Consider the following 22432-nt stretch of genomic DNA (forward strand, 5'->3'; position numbering starts at 1 on the left):
TCAAGCGAGAGAGACGATGTTCTGTAAACGACTGACCCGGGGCCTGCCGACGATCATCATGCTGCTGGCGGGTACGGCCGCGGTGGCGGGCGGCATCAATGACGTGATCGCCACGCGACAGGCGCACTATCGGGAGATCGGCAAGGCGTTCAAGGCGATCAACGACCAGCTCAAATCCGACAGTCCCGACCTCGCCGTCATCAGGGCCAATGCGCCGGTGGTCGAGCGGCTGGCGCGACAGCAAGGCAAGGAGAATTGGTTTCCCGCCGGATCGCAGGCCGGGCAGGGACTGCAGACCTCGGCAAAGCCCGCCATCTGGCAGAACCGGGCCGACTTCGAGGCCAAGCGCGCTGATTTCCTAAGGGCTGCGGCCGGCTATACCGCGATCACGGGCAGAGGCGACGTCGCGGCGATCGGTGCCGCGACCGCGACGATCGGCAAGACCTGCAAAGGCTGCCACGAAAGCTATCGCGATCAGGACAGGAGCTGACGATACGACCGCCGGCGCCTTCATTTGTCGGCGTGTCTGTTTGCGGAATTTGCCACTTTCTCCTCCCGCTGTTCGTCTGCGAATTTTTTCATGGTATGCCGACTTGGCATGCAATGGCCGTGCTTTAAACAATTAATATACGCTAATACTTATTTAGTACGATATTAGATCAGATCTTAATATGTAAAGTCGGAATGTATATTGGAGAAGAATTGCTGTTTTGTTGATCTGGCATTTGAAAGATCATCGTCCCTTTGCCCTCCCACACCGTCGCGCCGCGAGATCAGCAGACGGCGGCTGGGGGGCCAGACAAGGGGGAACAGCTTTGGCCATCTTCACCATCGTGCGCGTCGCGTTGCTGGCATCGGCAATGTCGACCACCATCGTTCATGCCACCGATCGCAAGCCGTCCGACACCGCGTCGGCCGCGACGGCTGACGGAAGCGACGACATCGTCGTCACCGGTACGCGGCTGACCGGCACCCGTGCCGCCGACAGTCCGGCGCCGATCCAGTTGGTCGACAGCAGCAGTCTCGTCCGCACCGGCCAGCCCGGTCTCGTCCAGGCACTCAACCGCATCGTGCCGTCGCTCAACGTGCAGGCCTTTGGCGGTGATGCCAGCAACCTGAAACTGTCGCTGCGACTGCGCGGGTTGAGCGCCAATCATGCGCTCATCCTGATCGACGGCAAGCGTCGGCACGGCACGTCCAACCTCACGGTGGCCACGACCGGCGGCTTCGTCGGTGCGGCGGCAGCAGACCTCAGCTTCATCCCGGTCAGCGCGATCGATCATGTCGAGGTGCTCACCGACGGCGCCGCGGCGCAATATGGTACCGATGCGATTGCCGGCGTCATCAACGTCATCCTCAAGAAGAACCACCGCGGCGGCCTGCTCACCGCGACCGGCGGCGCCTATGGCGAGGGCGATGGCGAGACGCTGGGCGGCGCAGCCAATATTGGGCTGGGGTCGTCGTCGGCCTTCCTGAACGTGACCGGCGAGCATCGCTATCACGATTATAGCGATCGCGGCGGGCCCGATCAGCGGGTCTTCACCGCCGCCAACCGTGCCAATCCGGCGCTGCCGTTAATTCCCGGCTATCCGCATCTCAACCGTATCTACGGCGATTCCAAATATGAGCTGTCGCTGTTGAGCTACAATGCCGGGCTCGATCTGGGTGGCGTGGAACTCTATTCCTTCGGCAATTACGGTCATCGCTTCGGCCAGTCGCGCCAGAACTATCGCTTTCCCAATATCGCGCCGACGCTCTGGCCACAGGGCTTTACGCCGGTGTTGACCGACGACGAGGACGATCTGTCCGTCACCGGCGGGGCGCGCGGCGAACTGGCCGGCTGGCATTGGGATTTGGCGTCTACCTATGGCAAGGATATCAATCGGATCCGCAACATTCATTCCGCCAATAGCTCGCTGATCGCGGACACCGGCACCAGTCCGACCGACTTTCACGTCGGCGATTTCGTCGCCAGCCAATGGAGCAACACGCTCGATATCAGCCGTCCGATCGAGATCGGGCTGGCGGGGCCGCTCAACGTCGCAATCGGCGCGGAATATCGACAGGAAAGCTATGGCATCCGCGCCGGCGACGCGCCATCGCGCTACAAGACCGGCGTGCAGGCCTATCCCGGTTTCGCGCTGACCGACGCCGGCACGCACCGGCGGCGCAACGTCGCGGCCTATGTCGATCTGGCGGCGGAGCCGGTCGCGCGGCTCCAGCTCGATGCCGCCGGACGCTTCGAGCATTTCAGCGACTTTGGCGACACGCGCGTCGGCAAGCTCACCGCCCGCTACGATACCTCGCCCGCCCTCGCGCTGCGCGGCACGATCAGCACCGGTTTCCGCGCGCCGACCCTGGCGGAAGAATATTATTCGGCCACCAAGGTGTCGCCGACCTCCGCCGGCGTCAATCTGCCCGCGAACGGCGCCGCGGCGCGGTTGCTCGGAATCACCGGATTGCGACCGGAGAAGTCGACCAATGTCAGCGCCGGTCTGGTTCTTCGTCCGGCCCACCGGCTCAACGCCACGCTGGACCTCTACCGGATCGATCTTCGCGACTGGATCGTCAGTACCGGCACCGTCTACGGCCTACAGACGATCAACGGTGTCCGGACGGTGCGCTCGCAGGCGGTGACCGACGCGATCATCGCGAACGGCAACGTCATCGACCAGACCGTGACGTCGACGTCGATCTCAACCTTCGTCAATGGCGCGGACAGCCGGACCAAAGGCGTCGATCTGGTCGTCAATTACGATCTGCCGCTGCCCGGGTCGGCGACGCTCGACCTGACCTTGATGGGCAATTACGGCCGGACCCGCCTGACGAAGCTGGCCGCCCCGTCGCCCCAGATTGCCGCGTCGGGCCAGCGCTATCTGGACCTGACCGCGATCTCCTATCTCGAAACCGCCGCGCCCGACTATAAGCTGTCGCTCGACAATGTCTTTCGTAAGGATGGCTGGGCGATCGACTTGCGCGGTACGCTCTATGGTCCGTCGTCGGCCTGGATCGACGGCGGCGGCACCAGCAATTTCGTTCGCAACGTCGTCGACAAGGCGTTGATCGTCGACCTCGACATTCACTATGCGATCACCAGTACGATCGGCATATCAATCGGCGCGAACAATCTGTTCAACGTCTATCCGACCAAGGTCGACCCGATCACTTACGCCGCCGGGCTGGCCGCGGGCGGCAACGGCGTCGCCACGACCAACAATTGGGCGCCGTTCGGCATCAACGGTGGCTATTACTACAGCAACCTGACGATCAAATTCTGATGTGGGGGCGGGACCCGCCGGCGCCCGGCGGGTCCTCGCGTGAGGAAGATCGTCACCTTTGGCATCGGGCGCAGCGCCAATCAGCGCTGGGGAACACCGCCGCATGCCAAGGTGACGGCAGTCCATCGCCTCACGCTTTCGCGCGGTCCGGCGGTCATAATCCCACCGACAACGTCGCCTGCACCGTCCGCGGGCTGAGCGGCCGGAACAGTCCGTCGCCCGTCACCGCCGGCGAGATGAACGACAAGGCGTCCTTGTCGAACAGATTGTCGACGTTCAGCCGCAGGCGGATGTTGCGGACCGGCCCGATGCTGATGCCGTCGCCGATATCGACATAGGCGGACACGACGGTGAAGCCGGGCACCTGCGATCCGGGCGCGTTGACGAAGGTCGACTGGCGCCGGCTGGTATATTTGGCGGAGAGGTTCGCCACCAGCCAGCTCGCCGGTTCCACCGTCAGCCCGCCCGACACGATCCAGCGCGCACTGTCGGGGATCGTCTTGCCGACGGTCGCGAAAGCGGTCGGGCTGGCCGCGATATCGTCAAGGAAAGTGGCGTTGTTCCAGGTGACGTTGAGGTTGGCGTAGGCAAGACCGCCGGTCCATGCGGGCCGGTAATTGCCTAGCAGCTCGACGCCATAGGCGCGCGTCCGTCCGACATTCTGGTAGAAGGTCTCGGTGACGGTGGTGGTGCCGGGCAGGATGGCGGCGATCGCCTGGATGCGATTGTCGAAGCGCGTGTAATAGCCGGTCAGCGATGCGAAGAGTTCGCGCTGGTTGGTGCGGATGCCCAGCTCCGCGTTGCGCGACCGTTCGGGCGCGGGCGCCGCCACCACCGCCGCCGAGCTGTTGAGCGCGACCGCATAGATATCGTCCATGCCCTTGGGCAGCGCGAGATTCTCCGAATATGAGGCGAAGATCTGGCTGTGGTCGTCGGGCAGCCGCAGCAGCAGGCCGGCGGTCGGCAGGAAGGCGTCGCGATAATGCGCGCGATTGTAGTGCGGGCCCCAGCCGGGTCGCACCGTGTCCGCCACGACGCGCGCATAATCGTTGAAGTCGCGATAGCCGCGCTGCTGATAGTCGAGGTCCAGCCCCTTGATGCCGAGGTCGAGGCTGACCGCGGGCGAGAGGGCGATCCGGTCGCGCAGGAAGACCTGCGTCGTCTCGCGTCGCGACCGATAGTCGCGCCGGCGATACACCACTTCGCCGTAATTGGCGGCGCTGGCCGGCGATCCGTCGGTCGTGTTGTAGCGCAGCTGCGTGCGGTGATAGCGATCGCTTTCCGCCCAGATGCCCAGATCGATCGCGTGCGCGCCGAGATCGGCATGCAGCGCTTCGACGATGCCGTAGCGGTCGCCGCCGACTCCCGAAAAGCCGAATTGCGTGCCGCGGGGCGCCACCACGGCCTGACCCAGCGCGGCCTGCTGGCGATAGCGCGTCAGGCTGTTGGCATAACTGTCGGGCGATACGCCATAGCCGGATTTGTCTTCCCAATAGACCGTCGTCTCCAGTTGCACGCCATCGGCGATGCCGGCATGCGCCGTGCCGCCGTAGAGCCGGTCGTGGCGGACGTTGATCGAGAGATGCGAATTGTAGGTATAATTGGCGTTCGAATAGCGCGGTCCGCCGGTGACCGGCGCATACTCCGGCACGCTGCCGATATAGCCCCGGTCGCGGCCGGTCTTGCCACCGAGATCGGGAGTCGCCGACAGATAGTCGGAACGCGACAGGGTGGGCGAGTCATAGTCGAAGAAGTCGTTGCTGACGAACTTCAGCCGTGCCCAGCTGTCGCCGCCCAGCTCGATCTGCGCCGCCGCCTCCCAATGTTCGCGGTCGACGCTGCCCGCGCCGCGCCACAGGTCGCTGTCGAGCTTGGTCCGGCTGACGAACGCCGCGACCGGTCCGATCCGGCCGCTGCTCAGCCGCACGAAGGTGCGTTTGAGCCCATAGTCGCCGAACGTCTGCGCGGCGAAGGCGCCCGCCTCGTCCTGCGGCGCGATCGAGCGATAGGACACGATCGGGCCGAGCGACGCATAGCTCGGCGCGGTGACGCCGCCGGCGCCGGGCGACGCCTCCACGACCGCGAGATTCTCATTGTCGACATAGCGGAACACCGGGCTGCCGCCGAACGCGTCGCTGCGTCCGGTGGGAATGCCGTCCACGACGAAACCGATCTGGTCGAGGTTGAAGGCGCGCACCTGCACGCTGTTGCCGAACTCGTAAAGGCCGAGCGCACCGTCGGTCTGCACGTTGAAGCCCGGCAGCGCCTCCAGCATCTTCAGTCCCGAGATGCCCGAGGGTGCCGAAAGCAGCGCATCGCGGGTCACCGCGACGGTGCTGGTCGTCCGATCCTCGCCGATCGCCTGCGTCGCCTGCGAGATGCGCCGGCCGCTGACGACGATCTCGCCGCCTTCCTGCGGCTGGTCCGTATCGACCTGTCCCGTCTCGGGCCGCCCGGTCTGCGCCGTCGCCAGGCCCGGCACCAGCACCATGATCGGCATCAGTGCGATGCAGGCGCGTCGCCGCGCACGTGAAGCACTCATCTCGTTCCCCCCTTCGATGGCTTGATGCCCGGGCGTATCGCCCTCGGCACGCCGCCATCGTGTCGATCCGTCGACGGGGAGCAACAAACTTATACTATATTGATGGGAATTAGACTCGCGGCGATGGCGGTCGTCCGACATCACGCAAGCGAGCGACGTCCGACCAGCTGTCCGGTGCACTGCCGAGGCATCGAAATGGGGAGGGGGTTAGACCGACGCCGACCCCGCAATGGGGGGAAATGGCTCCCTGAGTAGGATTCGAACCTACGGCCGCTCGATTAACAGTCGAGAGCTCTACCGCTGAGCTATCAGGGAACGTTGCGTCGTGGAGGGGGTCTATAGCCGCCAGAAATCGGAGTGCAACCCCGTTGTCACCTTTTTCCACAGCTTCGTGTCAGGAGACGAACTGCTCCATCGTGATGCGGTCGTCGAGCGCGTGCTCGGGGTCGAACAGCAAGGTCAGCTCGCGCGCGCGGTCCATGCAGATCGCCACCTCGGCAACGTCGCGGAACTCGCGCTGGTCGGCGACCGCCGATACCGGGCGCTTGGCGGGGTCGAGCACGCGCAGCGTGATCCGCGCCTTGTCGGGCAGGATCGCGCCGCGCCAGCGCCGCGGCCGGAACGGGCTGATCGGGGTCAGCGCCAGCATGTTCGAGCCGAGCGGCAGGATCGGCCCCTGCGCCGACAGATTGTAGGCGGTCGACCCCGCCGGCGTCGCGACGAGGATACCGTCGCAGGCGAGTTCGGGCATGACGACGCGGTCGTTGACGGTCACTTCCAGCTTCGCGGTCTGCCGCGTCTCGCGCAGCAGCGACACCTCGTTGATCGCCGGCGCGCGATGGACGCGGCCGTCGATGCCGGTGATCGTCGCGGCGAGCGGCGTCACCTTGAACGACTTGGCGCGGTCGAGCCGCTCGCCGATGCCGTGGCGGCGCCATTCGTTCATCAGGAAGCCGACCGTGCCGAGGTTCATCCCGAACACCGGCACCGGCGCCGCGCGCCGGTCGAGCAGCCCGTGCAGCGTCTGCAACATGAAACCGTCGCCGCCCAGCGCGATGATCACGTCGGCCTCGGCGGGATCGACCCAGTCGAGCGCGTCGGCAAGCTCCGCCGCCGCGGCCTGCGCGGGTGCCGTCGGGGAGGCGACCAGCGCCCGCCGCTCGTAGCTCATCCGCCGGTGACGCTCATGTGGCGGGCGACCGCGGGGGCGGCGTCGCGGCCGATGCGGAAATCGTGCCGCGCCGGCTTGCGGGTGAGGCCGAGGTCGATCGCCGCGTCGAGCCCGTCGATGCCGCCGTCGCGCAGCGCCGCCTTGAGATCGACCTGATCGTCATGGCCGAGGCACAGATAGAGCTTGCCCTCGGTGGTCAGCCGCACGCGGTTGCAACCGTCGCAAAAATTGGCGGTGAGCGGCGAGATCAAGCCGAGCTTCGTCGCCGTCCCCTCGACCCGCCAATAGCGCGCCGGCCCACCCGTACGATGCGCGTCGCGGTGCAAGGCGAATTGCGTCTGGAGATCGGCGAGCACGCGGGTCAGCGGCACGAAGCGATCGGTGCGATCCTCGTCGATCGCGCCGAGCGGCATCGTCTCGATCAGCGACAGATCGTGGCCTTCTTCTACGCACCAGCGCAGCATCGCCGGGATTTCGGCCTCGTTGAGCCCGGCAAGCGCGACCATGTTGATCTTGACCGCGAGCCCCGCCGCCTTCGCCGCGGCGATACCGCGCAGCACCTGGTCGAGGTCGCCGTGGCGGGTGATGTAGCGGAAGCGCTCGGCGTCGAGGCTGTCGAGGCTGACGTTGATCCGGCGGATACCGGCGTCGACCATCTCCTGCGCATGCTGGTCGAGCCGCGTCGCGTTGGTCGTCATGGTCAGTTCGTCGAGCCCGGCGCCGACGTGGCGGCCGAGCCGCCTCACCAGATCGCCGACGTCGCGGCGCACCAGCGGCTCGCCGCCCGACAGGCGGATCTTGGTCACGCCGCGCGCGATGAACCGCTCGGCGATGATCGCGATCTCGTCGAGGCTGAGCAGCTTGGCACGCGGCAGGAAGGTCATCTGCTCGGCCATGCAATAGCGGCAGCGCAGGTCGCACCGGTCGGTGACCGAGATGCGCAGATAGCGGATGGTGCGACCCTGGGGATCGACCAGCGCCGCGGCGGATTGGGGGAGAACGCTGGTCATAGGATGGAGCTAGGCGGTCAACCGTTCAGCGACAAGTCCGTTCCCGTTCGACAGATCGCCACCACCTGCCATTGCCGCTTTGCGGTCAGGGGCTTAGGCAGGGGGCAATGGGTATCGAGGCCGAGCGGGCGACGCTGTTCATCGTTTCGGGCGCGGCCCGCAGTGCGGGCGACGCCGCGGTCGGCGATCTGCCCGGCTGGCGGATCGTCGCCGACGAGGGCGGCGAGGGGGTCGCGGCACGCGCGCTGGCGAGCCGGCCGGCGCTGTTGCTGGTCGACGGTCGCGGCGATCCCGCCGGCGGCCTCGCCGGCGTCCGCGCGCTCGGCGGCCTCGCCGGGGCGACCGGCGGCGCCTTGCTCGCGGTGGTCGACGACGGTGCGGCGCTCGACGAACTGCACGTCGCCGGCGCCACCCACTTTCTGATCGACCGCGGCGATCCCGCCGAGCTCCACCAGGCGATCCGCTTCGCCGCGCGCACGCCGCCGCGCGAGCCCGGCGAGCGTCGCGGGCGCGGCATCGGCATCAGCGTCGAGGCGGGCGATGCCGAAGCATGGATCGGCAGCCGCCTCGCCGCGGGCACGCCGGTCGGCGTGCTGATGATCGCGCTGTCGCGGCTCGACATCCTCAACGCGGCGCGCGGCCGCGCGGTCGGCGACGCGCTGATCGCCGCGGCGCGCGCGCGGGTCGAGGCGATCACGCTGGCGCTGCTCGGCCCGGCCGGCTTCGTCGCCGCGCCGACCGGCGGCGACATGATCGTCGCCTCTGCCGCGGCGCCGGCGACGCTCGCCACGCTCGCCGCCGCGCTCGACGCCGCGCTTGCCCAGCCGCTGCTGGTCGGCGCGCGCCAGGCGGTGCTGGGAAGCCGCTGGGGCATGGCGGCGAGCGGCCCCGACGACGATGCCGCGCGGCTGCTCCGCCGCGCCGGCGAGGCGCTGGTCGCCGCCAAGGCGAGCGACGGCGCGATGATCCGCGTCGCCGGGCCGGAGGGCGCCGCGCCGCTCGATTCGCTGGCGATCGACCTTCATCTCGCTATCGAGCGCGGCGAGATCGACGTGCTGTTCCAGCCGCAGGCGCGGATCGATACGCGGACGATCACCGGTGTCGAGGCGCTGGCGCGCTGGCATCACGGCCGGCTCGGCCCGCTCGGCGCCGACGCGCTGTTCGCCGCCGCCGACCGCGCCGACCTCGGCATCGCTTTGTCCGATCACATCCAGCGGCTGGTGCTCGCCCGCGTCGCCGCCTGGCCCGCCGCGCTGTCGGCCTTGCGCGTCTCGCTCAACCTCACCGCCGGCGATCTCGGCCGGCCGGGCTTCGCCGCGCTGTTCCTCGACCGGGTCGCGGCGAGCGGCGTGCCGTTCGACCGCCTCACCGTCGAGATCACCGAGACCGGCGCGATCCGCAATCTGGAGGCCGCCGCCGAGGTGCTCGCCACGTTGCGCGCGGCGGAGGTGCGGGTGGCGCTCGACGATTTCGGCACCGGCTATTCCAGCCTCGCCTATCTCACCGCGCTGCCGCTCGACTATCTCAAGCTCGACAAGGCGCTCGCCTGCGGCATCGCCGCGACCGCGCGGCAGCGCGGCGTGGTGCGCGCGGTGATGACGCTGGCGCGCTCGCTCGACCTGCCGGTGATCGCCGAGGGGGTGGAGACCGACACCCAGCGCGCTTTGCTCGCCGCGGAGGGCTGCGCCTATCTGCAAGGCTATTGGCTCGCCGAGCCGCTCGACGAGGCGGCGCTGGCGGCGATGGTGGAGGGGACGCGATGCTGATCGTACCGATGATGCTCGCCGCAGCAGCGGCACCGACGACCGCGGAGGCGGCGATCACCGCGGCGATGACCGACAGCGCCGCCGGCTGGAGCGCGGGCGACATGCCGCGCTTCCTCGCCGTCTATGCCGAGAATGCGGTGTTCGTCACCAAAGACGGCCTCGTCCGCGGCAAGCCGGCGATCGCCGCACGCTATGCGAAGACTTACGGTGCTGATCCTGCCGCGCGGGGGCGATTGTCGTTCCGCATGCTCGGCTTCCGCCGGATCGACGCGAATCATCGGATGCTCTGGGCGAAGTGGCTGCTCGACTATCCCGGCGGCAAGCAGGATGCGGGCGTCACCTCGCTGCTGTTCGAGCGGCAGGCGACCGGCTGGAAGATCGTCTCCGACCACAGCAGCTGAGCGGCCGATACGCCCGTTCGCCCTGAGCCTGTCGAAGCCTGTCCTGAGCGACGCCGCAGGCGGCGTCGAAGGGGGCGGTGAGACTCAGGCCCTTCGACAAGCTCAGGGCGAACGGGGGAAAGGGTGTGGCCGTAAGCCACTCACCCGCAGCCTTCGCCAGCCCCTCCGACCACGGTAGCTGACCCGCCAACAGGCCTACCTCCGTTCGCCCTGAGCTGGTCGAAGGGCAGGTGAGACTCAGGCCCACCAACAAGCTCGGGGCGAACGGGCCGTAGCCGCGAGCGCTTACCCCGCCGCCTTCGCCAGCCCCTTGGACAATTGCAGCGCGCCATGCAGCCGCGATTTCGCATCCGGCCACGCCCGTTGCAGCACCAGCTTGCTGTCCGGCCGCAGCTTCGCGACGCCGTTCAGCCGCTCGACATAGGCCAGCAGCCCGGGAACGTTGGGCGGCGTATCGTCGTGGAAGCCGACCAGCACGCCGCGCGGCCCGACGTCCATCTTGGCGATACACGCCTTGCGCGCATTGAGCTTGATCTCGATCACCCGGATCAGATTGTCGGTCGCGTCGGGCAGCGGCCCGAACCGGTCGATCATCTCGGCGGCGAACGCCTCGATCTCGCGATTGTCCTCCAGCTCGTTCAAGCGGCGATACAGGCCCATCCGCAGGTCGAGGTCCGGCACGTAATCGTCCGGGATCAGGATCGGCGCATCGACCGTGATCTGTGGGCTGAAGTCGCGCGGGCGCAGCGCCATGCCGCCGGCCTTGGCGTCCATGATCGCCTCTTCCAGCATCGACTGGTAGAGTTCGTAGCCGACCTCCTTGATATGCCCCGATTGCTCGTCGCCGAGCAGATTGCCCGCACCGCGGATATCGAGATCGTGGCTGGCGAGCTGGAAACCGGCCCCCAGCGAATCGAGATCCGACAACACCTTGAGCCGCTTCTCCGCGGTCTCGGTCATCTGCCGCTCGGGCGGCGTCACCAGATAGGCATAAGCGCGCGTCTTCGACCGCCCGACCCGCCCGCGCAGCTGATAGAGCTGCGCCAGCCCGAACCGGTCGGCGCGGTTGACGATGATCGTGTTTGCCGAGGCGATGTCGATCCCGCTTTCGATGATCGTCGTCGAGACGAGCACCTCGAACTTCTTGTCGTAGAAGGCGCTCATCCGTTCCTCGACCTCGGTCGGGCTCATCTGGCCGTGCGCGACGACGTAGCGGATCTCGGGCACCTCGTTGCGGAGATATTCCTCGAGATCGGGCAGGTCGGCGACGCGCGGCGTGACGATGAAGCTCTGCCCGCCGCGATAATGTTCGCGCAGCAGCGCCTCGCGCAGCACCACCGGGTCCCAGGGGATCACGTAGGTGCGCACCGCGAGCCGGTCGACCGGCGGCGTCTGGATCACCGACAGCTCGCGGATGCCGCTCATCGCCATCTGCAACGTGCGCGGGATCGGCGTCGCGGTCAGCGTCAGCATATGCACGTCGGCGCGCAGCGCCTTCAGCCGCTCCTTGTGCGTCACGCCGAACCGCTGCTCCTCGTCGACGATGACGAGACCGAGCCGCTTGAAGTCGATATTCTTCGCCAGCAACGCATGCGTGCCGATGACGACGTCGACCGTGCCGCCGGCGAGTCCTTCCTTGACCGCCTTGGCCTCGCCCGCGGGGACGAGCCGCGACAGCCGCCCCATGTTCATCGGAAAGCCTTCGAAGCGGGCGCTGAAATTGTTGTAATGCTGCCGCGCGAGCAGCGTCGTCGGACAGACGACCGCAACCTGCTTGCCCGCCATCGCCGCGACGAAGGCGGCGCGCAGCGCGATCTCGGTCTTGCCGAAGCCGACGTCGCCGACGATCAGCCGGTCCATCGGCTTGCCCGCCGACAGGTCGCCGAGCACGTCCTCGATCGCGCGATCCTGATCGTCGGTCTCGGCATAAGGGAAGCGGTCGACGAAGCTCGGATAGCCGCTGACATCGGGTTCGAGCACGTCGCCGGGGTGCAGCGCGCGTTCGGCGGCGGTCTTGATGAGCTCGCCCGCGATCTCGCGGATCCGCTCCTTCATCTTCGACTTGCGCCGCTGCCACGCCTCGCCGCCGAGCCGGTCGAGGCTCGCGCCTTCCTCGTTCGAGCCGTAGCGCGACAGCACCTCGAGATTCTCGACCGGTACGAACAATTTGTCGCCGCCGGCATATTCGACCGCGACGCAATCGTGCGGGCTCTTGCCGACGGGGATCGAGGTCAGGCCGAGATATTTGCCGATGCCGTGGTCGCTGTGGACGACGAGGTCGCCCGGCGTCAGCGCCGCGATCTCGGCGAGGAAGGCGTCGGCGGACTTCTTGCGCTTGGCGCGCCGCACCAGCCGGTCGCCGAGCATGTCCTGCTCGGTAAGTACGGCGACGTCGGGCGCGGTGAAGCCGTGGTCGAGCGGCAGCACGACGAGCGCGACGCCCGCCGACTTGCCCGTATCGGCGACGCCCAGCGCCTCCTGCCAGCTGTCCGCCGCCTTGCCGCCGTGGAGGCCATGGTCTTTGAGCAGATTGCCCAGCCGCTCGCGCGCACCGACCGAATAGCTCGCGAGGACGGGCTTCTTGCCCGCCTTGCGCAAGCCCTTGAGATGATCGACCACCGCCTCGTAGACGTTGGCGCTCGCCGACCGCTCCGGCCCGAAGTCGCGCGGTCCGTCGACGTCGAAGTCGAGGACGGTGGCGCTTTCCGGCTCGTGGAACGGCGTCGTCAGATGCGCGCGCGCGGCGTCGAGGCTCGCCGCCCATTCCTTGGCGTCGAGATACAGCGTCTTCGCGGCGAGCGGCCGATAGCTCCCCGGCTGCGCCGCCTCGGCGCGCTGGCGGTTCTCGTAATAATCGGCGATCGATTCCATCCGCCCCTCGGCGGCGCCGGTGACGCCGAAGTCGCGCACCACCACGTCGTCGGCGGAGAGATGGTCGAACAGCGTCGCCAGTTTCTCCTCGAACAGCGGCAGCCAATGTTCCATGCCGGCGAGCCGCCGCCCGTCGCTGATCGCCTGATACAGAGGATCGCCGGTCGCGGTCGCGCCGAACTTGTCGCGATAGCGGGTGCGGAAGCGCTTGATCGATTCCTCGTCGAGCAGCGCTTCCGACGCGGGCAGCAGCGTGAAGCCGTCGATCCGCCCGGTGGTGCGCTGGTCCTCGGGGGAGAAGGTGCGCACCGTCTCGATCTCGTCGCCGAAGAAATCGAGGCGCAGCGCCTGCTCCTCGCCGCTCGGGAACAGGTCGAGGATGCCGCCGCGCACCGCATATTCGCCCTGGTCGTGGACCGTTTCGGTGCGGACGTAGCCGTTCGCCTGCAACAGCCGGGCGAGATCGTCGCGATCGATCCGCGCGCCGGGCTCCAGCGTCGCGACGAGCTGGCGGATGCGGAACGGCGTCAGCACGCGCTGCGTCGCCGCATTGGCGGTGGTGAGGACGAGTTGCGGCGTCTTCTTGGGGCGCTGCAACTGCCACAAGGCCGCGATCCGCTCCGCCATGATGCGCAGCGTCGGGCTGGCGCGATCATAGGGCAGGCAATCCCACGCCGGGAAGCTGATGACCTCCAGCTCGGGCGCGAAGAACGCCGCCGTCGCCGCGACCGCGCGCATTGCCGCATCGTCCGGCGCGACGAACACCGCACGGCCGCCCTTGCCGCTATGCGCCGCGGCGCGCGCGAGATCGGCGAGCAGCGACGGCTGGAACCCGGCGGGCACGCCGGCGAGCGTCAACGGGGATTTGGCGGACAGGATCGTCTTCAGATCGGGCATTTTTTTCTCGGTTGGGCGCCTTTGCGGACGAGGTGCCGGCAGATGGCATGAACGAAATGGGTCGGCCGATGGAGCAGGTAGCTCGCCCCCATATTCCCCGTCACCCCGGACTTGTTCCGGGGTCCACCCCGCGGCGGGGAGCGGGGCTGGAGGCGTGAGCGGACCCCTGCGGTCCGGTGGACCCCGGAACAAGTCCGGGGTGACGGGTGGAGGCGGCGAGACCTTCGCAAACCGCCGACAGTGTCAGCGGCTGACCGGCACGTAGCTCAGCGAACGCATCTGCATCATCATCGGCCCGTCCCATTCGGGCGGGCAGGGCAGCGATCCGATCGCCCAGCCCATGATGTCGACATCCTGCTCCTCCAGCAGCGTTTCGAACCAGTCGAGCTGTTCCGGCGTCCAGTCCGCGCCGTGCGCGTCGAAGAAGCCGCCGATCATCAGATCGGCCTCCTTGGTGCCGCGATGCCAGGCACGGAACTTCATGCGCTTGAGGCGGGTGGCGTGATCCATCGACAATCCCATGCAAATAGCCCGGCAACCGCTGGCCGCGGCGGTCGGGTACGGTATAGCGGTCATGTAGTCATGCGCCCCGATATCCTCAATCCGCTGTTCGCCGAGGTCACCGCCCTGAAGGGGGTCGGCCCCGGCCTCGCCAAGCCGCTCGACCGGCTCGGCCTCGCCCGCGTCGTCGACGTCGCCTTCCATCTGCCCAGCGGCTGGATCGATCGCCTGCCGCGCGACGAGCTGGACCATGCCGATGCCGGCCGCATCATCGCTATCACTTTGATTCCACGCGATTATAAGACGAGCACCGGCCGCGGCCCAACCCGCGTCCAGGCCACCGACGCGGCCGGCAATAGCGTGAACTTAGTGTATTTTGGCGGCTCGTCGGGCTGGGTGAAGAAGCTGCTGCCGCTCGGCGAGCCGCGTCGCGTGTCGGGCAAGCTCGAAAGCTACGGCGAGACGCTCCAGATCATCCATCCGGACCTCGGCGAACCCGACGAGCTCTTCCGCGAGCGCGAGGCGATCTACCCGCTGTCCGAGGGGCTGACCTCGCGCCGCCTCGCCGGCTTCGCCGCGCAGGCGATCGAGCGCGCGCCCGAGCTGGCCGAATGGATCGAGCCCGGCCTCAAGGCCAAGCGCGGCTGGCCCGACTGGCGCGAGGCCTTGCAGCGCATCCACGCCGACCCCGCCGACAAGACCGCCCGCGAGCGTCTCGCCTATGACGAGATCTTCGCCAACCAGCTCGCGATGACGCTGGTCCGCGCCGATACGCGCAAGCGGCGGGGCAGGGCGCTGGTCGGCGACGGCCGGCTGCGCGACCTGCTGCGCCTGCCCTACACACCGACCGGCGCGCAGACCCGCTCGGTGGCGGAGATCGAGGGCGACCTCGCCCAGACCGCGCCGATGCTGCGGCTGCTGCAAGGCGATGTCGGCTCGGGCAAGACGCTGGTCGCCGCCATGTCCCTCCTGATCGCGGTCGAGGCCGGCGCGCAGGGCGCGATGCTCGCGCCCACCGAGATCCTCGCCCGCCAGCATTACGACAGCCTGCGCAAACTGCTCGCCGGCCTGCCGATCGAGATCGCCGTCCTCACCGGCCGCGACAAGGGCAAGGCACGCGAGGCGACGCTGATGGCGCTCGCCAGCGGCGAAATCGACATCCTCGTCGGCACCCATGCGATCTTCCAGGAGGCGGTCGGCTACAAGGACCTCGGCCTCGTCGTCGTCGACGAGCAGCATCGCTTCGGCGTCGCGCAGCGCATGCTGTTGCAGGCCAAGGGCAAGGCACCGCCGCATCTGCTCGCGATGACCGCGACGCCGATCCCGCGCACGCTGACGCTCGCGCAATATGGCGAGATGGACGTCAGCCGCTTGGACGAGATGCCGCCCGGCCGCGAGCCGATCGAGACGCGCGTCGTCTCGGAAGACCGGCTCGACGAGGTGGTCAATGCGATCGGCCGCCATATGGCCGACGGCGGTCAGGCCTATTGGGTCTGCCCGTTGGTCGAGGAAAGCGAGAAGAGCGACCTCGCCGCCGCCGAGATGCGCGCCGAGACGCTGCGCAACCGCTTCGGCGAGCGGATCGGCGTCGTCCACGGCCGGATGAAGCCCGCCGAGAAGGACGCGGTGATGGAGGCGTTCGCCGCCAACCGGCTCAGCGTGCTCGTCGCGACGACGGTGATCGAGGTCGGCGTCGATGTGCCCAATGCAACGCTGATCGTCATCGAGCACGCCGACCGCTTCGGTCTCGCCCAGCTCCACCAGTTGCGCGGCCGAGTCGGGCGGGGCGGCGGGCTTTCGCGCTGCCTGCTGCTGCGCGGTGCCTCGCTGAGCGAGACGTCGCGCGCGCGGCTCGCCCTGATGCGCGAAAGCAATGACGGCTTCCGCATCGCCGAGGAGGATCTGCGCCTGCGCGGCGGCGGCGAACTGCTCGGCACGCGCCAGTCGGGCGAGGTGACCTTCCGCCTCGCGCTCCCCGAGATGCTCGCCGACCTGCTGCAATGCGCGCAGGACGACGCCCGGTTGCTGATCGATCGCGACGGGGGCCTTGAAGGGCCGAGAGGGCAGGCGGCGCGCGTGGCGCTCTACCTGTTCGACCGCGATGCCGGGGTCGCGCTGCTGCGATCGGGGTGACGCGCCCAGAGCAGCGTGCCGTATCCTCCCCCCTTGTGGGCAGGGCTATCGCATATGGACGTCTGTAAGATTTGATGATTTCCAAAACCACTCCGTCACCCCGGCTTTGCGCCGGGGTCCCGCTTCTTTGGACGGTGCGAAGAAGCGGGATGCCGGATCAAGTCCGGCATGACGGGATGTAAATACCGTCGCAGCACGCCGAATAGTCATCTGCGATTGCCCCGCCCCGCAAGGGGAGGACAAAGCGGGAGCCCCGCGATCCCCCAGGAACCGCTACCCTGCCATCGCCCCCAGCACGGCATGATAGCGGTTCGCGGGGATCGGCCGCTCCAACTGGCAGCCGATCCGGCCGCCCAGCGCCCAGCGCACGACGACGCGGACGTCGCCCACCGCGGGCAGCCGGATGAAGAGCCAGTCGCCGGCACCCACCGCCACGTCGCTGCGGATCATCAGACCCGACGGCGACAGATTGACGATCAGCACCGTGACGCGACGCTCGTCGGCGAGCATCGCGCTGCTGCGATGATGCACCTCGTCGCGCGGTTCGCTGCGGTCGTCGGACAGGGTCGCTGCAATCACCACCAGACTCCTCCGAAACGATCCTACTCCAGACCATTTCGGACTTATCCCTACAGGGTGATGCGTTTACGAGTCCTTACCGTGCCGGGGTGAGCAGCCCGTGCAGCTTCTTGCCCGCCGACACCCGCACCTCGGCCTCGCCGAGCGCGATCGTCGCCGCCTCGTCGCTCACCTTCTCGCCGTCGATGCGCGCGCCGCCACCAGCGATCAGCCGCCGTGCCTCGCCCTTCGACTTGGCGAAGCCGAGCGCGACCAAAGCATCGACCACCGCGATCGACTCTCCGGATACCGCAACGCTCGGCAAGGCATCGCCGCTTGTGCCCTCCTCGAAGGTGCGCCGCGCCGTCTCCGCCGCCTGTTCCGCCGCCGCACGACCGCGGCACATCGCGGTCGCCTCGTTGGCGAGCACCTTCTTCGCCTCGTTGATCTCCGCCCCCGGCAACGCCTCCAGACGCGCGATCTCGTCGAGCGGCAGGTCGGTGAACAATCGCAGGAAGCGGCCGACGTCGCGATCGTCGGTGTTGCGCCAGAATTGCCAGTAATCGAAATGCGGCAATTGATCCTCGTGCAGCCACACCGCACCGGCCATCGTCTTGCCCATCTTGCCGCCGTCGGCGGTGGTGATCAGCGGCGTGGTGACGCCGAACACCTCGGTGCCATCCATGCGGCGGGCCAGCTCGATGCCGTTGACGATATTGCCCCATTGATCGCTGCCGCCCATCTGCAACCGGCAGTTCGCACGCCGCGACAGTTCGAGAAAGTCATAGGCCTGCAGGATCATGTAATTGAATTCGAGGAAGCTCAGCGATTGCTCGCGGTCGAGCCGCAGCTTGACCGAGTCGAACGACAGCATCCGGTTGACCGAGAAATGCTGGCCGACGTCGCGCAGGAACGGGATATATTCCAGCCGGTCGAGCCATTCGGCATTGTCGACCATCACCGCATCGGTGGGGCCGTCGCCGAAGGTCAGGAAGCGCTCGAAGATCCGCTTGATCGACGCGACGTTCGCCTTGATGCCATCCTCACCGAGCAGCTTGCGCGCCTCGTCCTTGAAGCTGGGATCGCCGATCTTGCCGGTACCGCCGCCCATCAGCACGATCGGCTTGTGGCCGGTCTGCTGGAGCCGGCGCAGCAACATGATCTGGACGAGGCTGCCGACATGGAGCGACGGCGCGGTCGGATCGAAGCCGATATAGCCCGGCACCACCGTCTTCGTCGCGAGCGCATCGAGCGCGGCGGCATCGGTGAGCTGGTGGATATAGCCGCGCGAGGCGAGCGTGCTCAGCAGGTCGGACTGGTAGGTCATCCGCGCCGGTTAGCAAGCGACGCGACGCCCGTCACCCTCCGCAGCTGCCGGAAGTTACCGCCTTGGCAATTGGCTCTGCGGATCGACCGGTGTGCGGCCCTTGCGCAACTCGAAATGCAGTTCGGGCTGGTCGGCGAAGCCGGTGTCGCCCGACAGCGCGATCGTTTGGCCGCGCTTGACGCTCTGCCCGCGCTGGACGAGCAGCTTGGCGGCATGGCCGTAGACGCTGGTCCAGCCGTTGCCATGGCGGACGATGACGAGCCCGCCGAGTGCGGCGATGCCGTCACCGGCATAAGCGACGACCCCGTCGGCGGTCGCATGGACCGGCGTCGATACCGGCACCGCGATCTTGATCCCGTCGTTGCGTTCGCCGCTCTTGCCCGGCCCGAAGCGGCGGACGACCTTGCCGTCGACCGGCCAGACGAAGCCGCCCTGCAACCGTGCCGGCGCCGCGACGACGGCGGTCGGTGGCAGCACGCGGCCGGGGTTGGCGACCGGCTTGGCGGGGGCCTGACGCGGTGCCGCCGCGGGCTCGCCACCGGTCAGGATGTCGTCGATGTCGAGCTTGAACGCCGCCGCGCGATCGGCACGGCTCGGCGCGGCGCCGGGATCGCCGGGAATCAGCACGCGCTGCCCGGCGCGCAGCACATAGGGTTCCTCGAGCGCATTGGCGGCGACGATGCGCGACCATTCGACGCCATAGGCGCGGGCGATGGCGATGCCCGTCTCGCCGGGACGGACGAGGTGATAGCGCCCGCCCGGGATGGTCAGCCGCTGGCTGGCGCGGATCGTATAGGGCGGCGCCAGTCCGTTCGCGCGCGCGATCGCCTCCGATCCCGCGCCGGTACGCTCGGCGACGCGGCGCAGCGAATCGCCCGGCGCGACGACATAGCTCTGCTCGGCGACGACCCGCGCATCGGGCGTGACCGGCCGTGCCTCCCACGCCGGGCGCGCCGTGCGCGGCATCGCGACATCGCCGCGTGCGGCGGGACGGGTCGGCGGCAGGTGGCGAACGGGCGGGGTTGACCGCGGCGGCGGCGGTTCGTTGCGCGGCGCGGGTTCGCTATACTGTGGGACGCGTTGCGGCGGCGGCGCGCGCTCCACCGACGGCGGTGCGTCGACGCTCGGGATACAGGCGGACAGCGTCAGGCCGGCGAGCGCCAGACTGCCTGCGATCCGCCCCCGCACCATGCCGTCAGCGCTTGGCTTCGAGCCGGTCGAGCCCGCCGAGATACGGCTGGAGCACCGCCGGCACTGCGACCGAGCCGTCCGCCTGCTGGTAATTCTCCAGCACCGCGACCAGCGTCCGGCCGACCGCCAGCCCCGAGCCGTTGAGCGTGTGAACGAAGCGCGGCGCCTTCTCGCCCTCGGCACGGTAGCGCGCGTTCATCCGCCGCGCCTGGAAGTCGCCGCAGGTCGAGCAGCTCGAAATCTCGCGATACGTATCCTGTCCCGGCAGCCAGACCTCGAGGTCATAGGTGCGCCGCGCGGTAAAGCCCATGTCGCCCGCGCACAGCAGCATCCGCCGATAGGGTAGCTCAAGCGCGTCGAGGATGCTCTCGGCACAGTGCGTCATCCGCTCGTGCTCCGCCTCGGACGCCTCCTCGGCGACGATCGACACCATCTCGACCTTGTCGAACTGATGCTGGCGGATATAGCCGCGCGTGTCGCGTCCCGCCGCGCCCGCTTCCGAGCGGAAGCAGGGCGTCAGCGCCGCGAAGCGCAGCGGCAGCTCGCCCGCGGGCAGGATCGCCTCGCGCACGATATTGGTCAGCGACACCTCGGCGGTCGGGATCAGCCAGCGGCCGTCGGTGGTGCGGAACAGGTCTTCGGCGAATTTGGGCAATTGCCCGGTGCCGAACACCGCCTCGTCCTTGACGAGCAGCGGCGGCGCCACTTCCTCGAAGCCATGGTCGCGGGTCAGCGTGTCGAGCATGAACTGGCCGAGCGCGCGTTGCAGCCGCGCCGCCGGCCCGCGCACCAGCGTGAAGCGCGCGCCGGCGATCGCGACGCCGGTCTCGAAATCCAGGCCGATCGCTGGCCCGATCGCGTCATGTTCGCGCGCCGGGAAGGCGAAGGCTGGCGGCGTGCCGCGCTGGTGGACGACGACGTTGCCGCTCTCGTCCTCGCCGGCCGGCACGTCGGCGGCGGGCAGATTGGGCAGGGCGGCGAGCGTCGTGTTCAGCCGCTCCGCCGCATCGGCCTCGCCGGCCTCGAGCTGCGGCAGCAGATCCTTGAGCGCGGCGACCTCGGCCATCAACGCCTGTGCGCGCGCCTCGTCCTTCTGCGCCTTGGCCTGGCCGATCTGCTTCGAGAGATCGTTGCGGCGGGTCTGCGCGTCCTGTGCGGCGGCGATCGCGGCGCGGCGCGCATCGTCGAGCGACAGCAGCGCCGCGGCCTGCGGGGCGACGCCGCGGCGGGCGAGGGCGGCGTCGAAAGTGGCGGGATCGTCCCGGATGGCGCGGATGTCGTGCATGATCCGGCGGCTATGCCGCCGCGCCCCCGACCGCGCAAGTCGGCAACCCCATCGCCCTCGGCGGCGTTGACCCCGAGTCCAACGATCAGGAGTAACCCGATGCAGGTCCCCCACAATGCCTTCGTACTGGTCGCCGACGGCCGCAAGGCCCTGTTCTTCCGCAACGAGGGCGATGCCGAATTCCCCAACCTGCAGGTCGAACACGCCGAGGAACGCGTCAATCCTGCCGATCGCGACCAGAAGACCGACGCCGCCGGCGGTGCCAGCGCGACGCAGATGGGCACGATGGACGAGGTCGATTTCCATCAGCAGGAGGAGGATCGGTTCGCCGCCGACACCGCCGATATGCTCAAGCGCCGCGCACTGGCGAACGAGTTCGACTCGCTGATCATCGTCGCGCCGCCGAAGACGCTCGGCGAGTTGCGCCGCCACTATCACAAGGAGGTCAGCAACCGCCTCGCCGGCGAGCTGGCCAAGGATCTCACCGGTCATCCGGTGCCCGACATCGAGAAGGCGCTCAGCGCCGCCTGACGACAGCCTGATGCGACAAGGGGTGCCGGACGCGAGTCCGGCACCCCTTTGCCTGTCCGTCGATCAGGCCGCCTGTGGCTTGGCGAACCGCTTGCGGGCGATCAGCGCGGCGGCGGCGGCGCCGAACAGCAGCACCATCGGCGGGGCCGGCACCGGCGCGGGCGGACCGCCCGACGATCCCGGCGGTCCCGGCGGGCCGCCGTGATGGCCGCTCGACGTCCAGCCACCGTTCGATGACCAGCCGCCGCTGGTGCTCCAGCCCTTCGAGCTCGACCCGTAATTGTTCTGGTTCTGCCCCTGGCCCTGATTTTGATTCTGGTTTTGATTCTGGCCCTGGTTTTGATTTTGCCCCTGGTTCTGGCTCTGGTTGTTGCTGTTGTTGTTCGTGTTGGAATTCTGGTTGTTGTTCGAATTCTGATTGCTGTTGGAATTGTTGTTATTGTTGTTGATGTCGACGTTGGCGCCACCGGTCGAGCTGCTGGTCGACGACGAGCTCGATATGTTGCCCGACGACGAACTCGACACGTTGCCCGACGACGACGAACTGCCCGACGAGGAACTGCTGGTCGAACTCGACCCGCCGCTCGACGTCGACGAGATCACGACGCTGCCGCTCGATCCGGACGATCCGCCGCCGAAGAAGCCACCGCCGAACCCGCCGCCAAAGCCGCCGCCGAACCCGCCGCTGCCGCCGACCACCACGGGTACGCCGCCGCCGCCGCCGCCGATGAAGCCTTGCGCCGCGGGCAGCGGCACCGGCACGGGCGCCGCCTGGCTGGCCACCGTCACCACCGCGGGGGCGCAGCTCGTCGTGGTCGTCGTGACGACGCGGCGGCGCACACCCTGGCGCTGCACCGCGGCGACCTGCCGCCGCACGACGACGCGCTTCTTGACCTGCTTGACGTAGACGGGTCGGTTCGGTCGCTCGGCGACGTGCACGGCACCGCCACCGATCAACGCTCCCCCGCAT

16 protein-coding genes and 1 tRNA gene are annotated in these 22432 nt (G+C 68.2%); 6 read left to right on the top strand and 11 right to left on the bottom strand.

Features of this window, described 5'->3' with window-relative positions:
- Positions 1 to 16: 16 nt before the first annotated feature.
- Both MC45_RS00480 and MC45_RS00485 read left to right on the top strand, forming a co-directional pair.
- Entirely contained in the window at positions 17 to 490 is a 474-nt protein-coding gene (locus MC45_RS00480) for a c-type cytochrome (protein WP_081974263.1), read from the top strand.
- Between the two features lie 325 nt (positions 491 to 815).
- The gene (locus tag MC45_RS00485) at positions 816 to 3278 is read left to right on the top strand and encodes a TonB-dependent receptor plug domain-containing protein (RefSeq protein ID WP_218916683.1); all 2463 of its coding nucleotides are present in this window, start codon (positions 816 to 818) and stop codon (positions 3276 to 3278) included.
- 154 nt (positions 3279 to 3432) lie between these two features.
- Here the strand turns inward: MC45_RS00485 and MC45_RS00490 are convergent, their stop codons facing one another.
- From MC45_RS00490 to moaA, 4 genes are all read right to left on the bottom strand, one after another.
- Entirely contained in the window at positions 3433 to 5820 is a 2388-nt protein-coding gene (locus tag MC45_RS00490) for a TonB-dependent receptor (RefSeq protein ID WP_245640786.1), read from the bottom strand.
- A gap of 240 nt (positions 5821 to 6060) precedes the next feature.
- Positions 6061 to 6135: transfer RNA gene (locus MC45_RS00495), tRNA-Asn, on the bottom strand.
- A 79-nt stretch (positions 6136 to 6214) separates the two neighbouring features.
- The gene (locus tag MC45_RS00500; protein ID WP_038658258.1) at positions 6215 to 6991 is read right to left on the bottom strand and encodes an NAD kinase; all 777 of its coding nucleotides are present in this window, start codon (positions 6989 to 6991) and stop codon (positions 6215 to 6217) included.
- A complete protein-coding gene (moaA, locus tag MC45_RS00505) occupies positions 6988 to 8001 on the bottom strand; it encodes a GTP 3',8-cyclase MoaA (RefSeq protein WP_038658260.1) in 1014 nt (337 codons plus the stop codon). The genes MC45_RS00500 and moaA overlap by 4 nt, the downstream gene beginning before the upstream one ends.
- Before the next feature lie 107 nt (positions 8002 to 8108).
- Between moaA and MC45_RS00510 the strand changes: the two genes are divergently transcribed.
- Complete coding sequence (locus MC45_RS00510) at positions 8109 to 9767, top strand: EAL domain-containing protein (protein WP_038658263.1); 1659 nt, start codon at positions 8109 to 8111, stop codon at positions 9765 to 9767.
- Positions 9761 to 10168 carry a YybH family protein gene (locus tag MC45_RS00515; RefSeq protein WP_038658266.1) on the top strand — a complete coding sequence of 136 codons (408 nt, stop codon included), beginning with the start codon at positions 9761 to 9763 and terminating at the stop codon, positions 10166 to 10168. The genes MC45_RS00510 and MC45_RS00515 overlap by 7 nt, the downstream gene beginning before the upstream one ends.
- Before the next feature lie 285 nt (positions 10169 to 10453).
- Here MC45_RS00515 and mfd read toward each other — a convergent pair whose 3' ends face one another.
- Complete coding sequence (gene mfd, locus MC45_RS00520) at positions 10454 to 13936, bottom strand: transcription-repair coupling factor (protein WP_038658269.1); 3483 nt, start codon at positions 13934 to 13936, stop codon at positions 10454 to 10456.
- A gap of 243 nt (positions 13937 to 14179) precedes the next feature.
- A complete protein-coding gene (locus MC45_RS00525; protein ID WP_038658272.1) occupies positions 14180 to 14446 on the bottom strand; it encodes an FAD assembly factor SdhE in 267 nt (88 codons plus the stop codon).
- Positions 14447 to 14518: 72 nt separating this feature from the next.
- Between MC45_RS00525 and recG the strand changes: the two genes are divergently transcribed.
- Positions 14519 to 16570, top strand: coding sequence for an ATP-dependent DNA helicase RecG (recG, locus tag MC45_RS00530; RefSeq protein ID WP_038658276.1), 2052 nt, complete (start codon positions 14519 to 14521; stop codon positions 16568 to 16570).
- A gap of 273 nt (positions 16571 to 16843) precedes the next feature.
- Here the strand turns inward: recG and MC45_RS00535 are convergent, their stop codons facing one another.
- The 4 genes from MC45_RS00535 to serS all read right to left on the bottom strand — a co-directional run bounded on the left by MC45_RS00535 (position 16844) and on the right by serS (position 20931).
- A complete protein-coding gene (locus tag MC45_RS00535) occupies positions 16844 to 17149 on the bottom strand; it encodes a PilZ domain-containing protein (protein ID WP_245640787.1) in 306 nt (101 codons plus the stop codon).
- Positions 17150 to 17225: 76 nt separating this feature from the next.
- Entirely contained in the window at positions 17226 to 18455 is a 1230-nt protein-coding gene (gene tyrS, locus MC45_RS00540; protein ID WP_038658279.1) for a tyrosine--tRNA ligase, read from the bottom strand.
- 54 nt (positions 18456 to 18509) lie between these two features.
- Complete coding sequence (locus MC45_RS00545) at positions 18510 to 19646, bottom strand: M23 family metallopeptidase (RefSeq protein ID WP_038658282.1); 1137 nt, start codon at positions 19644 to 19646, stop codon at positions 18510 to 18512.
- Between the two features lie 4 nt (positions 19647 to 19650).
- Entirely contained in the window at positions 19651 to 20931 is a 1281-nt protein-coding gene (gene serS / locus MC45_RS00550) for a serine--tRNA ligase (protein WP_038658285.1), read from the bottom strand.
- 99 nt (positions 20932 to 21030) lie between these two features.
- Between serS and MC45_RS00555 the strand changes: the two genes are divergently transcribed.
- Positions 21031 to 21462 carry a host attachment family protein gene (locus MC45_RS00555; RefSeq protein WP_038658288.1) on the top strand — a complete coding sequence of 144 codons (432 nt, stop codon included), beginning with the start codon at positions 21031 to 21033 and terminating at the stop codon, positions 21460 to 21462.
- Positions 21463 to 21525: 63 nt separating this feature from the next.
- Here MC45_RS00555 and MC45_RS19115 read toward each other — a convergent pair whose 3' ends face one another.
- Positions 21526 to 22401, bottom strand: a complete 876-nt coding sequence (locus tag MC45_RS19115; RefSeq protein ID WP_156143731.1) for a hypothetical protein — start codon at positions 22399 to 22401, stop codon at positions 21526 to 21528.
- Positions 22402 to 22432: the final 31 nt, after the last annotated feature.

This window comes from Sphingomonas taxi (genome assembly GCF_000764535.1).
Taxonomy (GTDB): Bacteria; Pseudomonadota; Alphaproteobacteria; order Sphingomonadales; family Sphingomonadaceae; genus Sphingomonas; species Sphingomonas taxi.